This window comes from Dethiosulfatibacter sp. (assembly GCF_983023055.1).
In genome coordinates this window covers 1-2,683 of record NZ_CEZJXU010000366.1, presented here as the reverse complement: position 1 = coordinate 2,683, position 2,683 = coordinate 1, and the positions used below count along the sequence as shown (strand labels likewise).

The following is a 2,683-nucleotide window of genomic DNA, read 5'->3' as shown; positions in this document are numbered from 1 at the left end:
GTTTAGTACACTACAAACATGAAATCGCAACATTTTATGTAATTCTGCAAATAATAATTTTTAAAAAAAGCTACAGTTTTATAACTGCAGCTTTTAAAATATAAAATTCTATCTAATGCTCATTTTCATGCCCTGATTCTTCTATCACCTTTTCTGCAAGATTTGAAGGAAGTTCATCATACCTCAAGAATTCCATCTCGAATCTTCCCCTTGCCTGAGTCATAGACTTAAGATCTATTGCATACTTGAACATTTCAGCTTGGGGAGCTTCAGCAAGAACAAGCTGTTTTCTATTAGACTGAGGTTCCATTCCAAGTATCCTTCCTCTTCTCTTGTTCATGTCTCCCATTATGTCTCCCAAATAATCATCTGGAATCAGTATTTTTACAGACATAACCGGCTCAAGAAGTACAGGTATTGCTTCCTTGATTCCTTTCCTAAATGCAAGGGTAGCAGCCATTTTGAATGCCATCTCGCTTGAATCCACATTGTGGTATGAACCGTCATGAAGAGTAGCCTTGATATTCACAACAGGATAACCAGCTAAAACACCCTTTTCAAGGCAGTCTCTAAGACCCTTCTCAACTGCAGGAATGTACTGTCTTGGTACTGAACCGCCAAAAATTTTATCTTCGAATGCAAATTCTTCATTAGAAGGTTCAAATTTAATATAAACATCCCCGTACTGACCTGCTCCACCTGACTGTTTCTTATGCTTTCCTTGTACATCAGCAGCACCCTTAATTGTTTCCCTGTAGGCAATCTTTGGATCTGAAAGTTCAACTTCAACATTGAACATGTTTTTCATTTTGTGTGTTATTACAGACAATTGCATGTTTCCCTGTCCACCTATAAGAAGCTGTTTTGTTTCCTTGTTTCTTTCAACTACAAAAGTGGGGTCTTCATCTGTCAGCTTATGCAAAGCCTGTCCTATCTTTTCCTCATCGTCCTTGGATTTTGGTTCAACACAAAGGAACAGACATGGCTTTGGATAATTGATTGCTGGGAATTTTAACGGATTGTTCTTGACAGTAAAGGTATCACCGGTCTCGGCATACTGCAGTTTGGCACATGCACCGATGTCCCCTGCTAAAAGTTCAGATGTTTCAACCTGTTCTTTTCCCATCATATAAAATAAGCTTCCCATCTTCTCTGTCTCATCCTTGTTTACGTTGTATATCTCGTCATCCTTCTTGACGCTTCCAGAAAGCACCTTAAAGAGCGATATTTTTCCTACATAGGGGTCTATTATCGTCTTGAATACGAATGCCGCAAAAGGCTTTTTCCTATCAATCTTGAGAACAATTTCTTCCTCTTCCTTAATTGCAATGAAATCCTTACAATCTGCAGCTGAAGGCATATAGTCTATGCAAATATGCATAAGTTCCTTGACACCAATAGTCTTGGCCGAGGTCCCCACTATTACAGGAACCAGTTCTCCGTTGTTTACGGCAAGTTTTAATCCGTTTCTTATTTCGTCATCAGTAAATGATTCACCCGAGAAAAATTTTTCAAGCATTGCTTCATCAGTTTCCGCAACCGACTCCATCAAGGAAGATCTCAATACTTTTGCCCTTTCCATGGCTTCCTCAGGAACTTCACCTTCAACACACTCTGTACCGTTGAAAACAAGACCCTTAAGTGAAATAATATCAACATAACCCCTAAAGTCCTGTTCGGATCCTATTGGCACTGCAAAAGGTACAACCTTCTTGTCGAGCTTCAGTTTGAGTTCTGCAAGAACCTTGTCAAACTTTACATTTTCCTTGTCCATTCGGTTAAGAAAAATAACTCTTGGTATGTTTCTTTCCTCTGCAATTTCCCATGCTTTTTCAGTTCCAACTTCAACTCCTGAAGTAGCATCAACACAAATTATTGCTCCACTGGCAACCCGTAAAGCTCCATATACCTCACCAACGAAATCAAAGTAACCAGGAGTATCTAATATATTTAATTTGGTGTTGTCAAATTCTACAGGAATTACACTTGTCCCAATTGAAAATCCTCTTTCTTTTTCTTCCTTGTCAAAATCAGAAATGGTATTCTTATCGTCTACATTACCCATTCTCTTCAAGGCATGGGAATTAAACAACATAGCTTCAACCAAAGTTGTCTTTCCACACCCTCCATGTCCCATTAATGCTATGTTTCTTATTTTGTCTGTGCTGTAATTCTTCATGATATTCCTCCTTTGAATACTTTGTACTTTCATTATATTTTATACGAAAATTTGTGCTTTTTCAACTACAAATAAAACGTTTTCACAAGAAAAAATAAATATGCGCTTAAAAACCGCACATTTAAATTCATTTAATTCATTTCTATTAATTTCATACGTTGCACTAAATCAAGTATTTAAAGGATTTCATCCTTGATGTAATTGTATATTTTCAGTGCATGACCCTTGGCTTTTATATTTCTGAACTCTTGAATAATTTTTCCATCATTGTCTATAATAAAGGTTGACCTAACAACTCCCATCTTAATGTTTCCGTACATATTTTTTTCCTTCCATACCTGGTAATCCTCATGAGTCTTTATTTCCTCATCACTTAAAAGGACAATACGACACCCTTGTCCCCCATTATATCCTTAAGTGCATACTCTTTTCCATCACTTCCTGGAAGCTTAAAATCAGGTGCTTCTGTTCCCTTTTCAAAAATCATCATCTTCTTAGCCATAG

The 2,683-nt window shown here is 37.3% G+C and carries 2 protein-coding genes; both read right to left on the bottom strand.

Annotated elements, in window-relative coordinates:
- Positions 1-112: 112 nt before the first annotated feature.
- Positions 113-2,179: an elongation factor G gene (fusA, locus tag AC3AX0_RS11085; RefSeq protein WP_487550347.1), complete on the bottom strand. Its 2,067-nt coding sequence runs from the start codon at positions 2,177-2,179 to the stop codon at positions 113-115.
- A gap of 176 nt (positions 2,180-2,355) precedes the next feature.
- A complete protein-coding gene (locus AC3AX0_RS11080; RefSeq protein ID WP_487550348.1) occupies positions 2,356-2,565 on the bottom strand; it encodes a redoxin domain-containing protein in 210 nt (69 codons plus the stop codon).
- Between the last annotated feature and the right edge of the window lie 118 nt (positions 2,566-2,683).

Excerpts from the sequence above, each read along its gene's own strand:
- fusA (WP_487550347.1), bottom strand. The coding sequence starts at position 2,179 with ATGAAGAATTACAGCACAGACAAAATAAGAAACATAGCATTAATGGGA.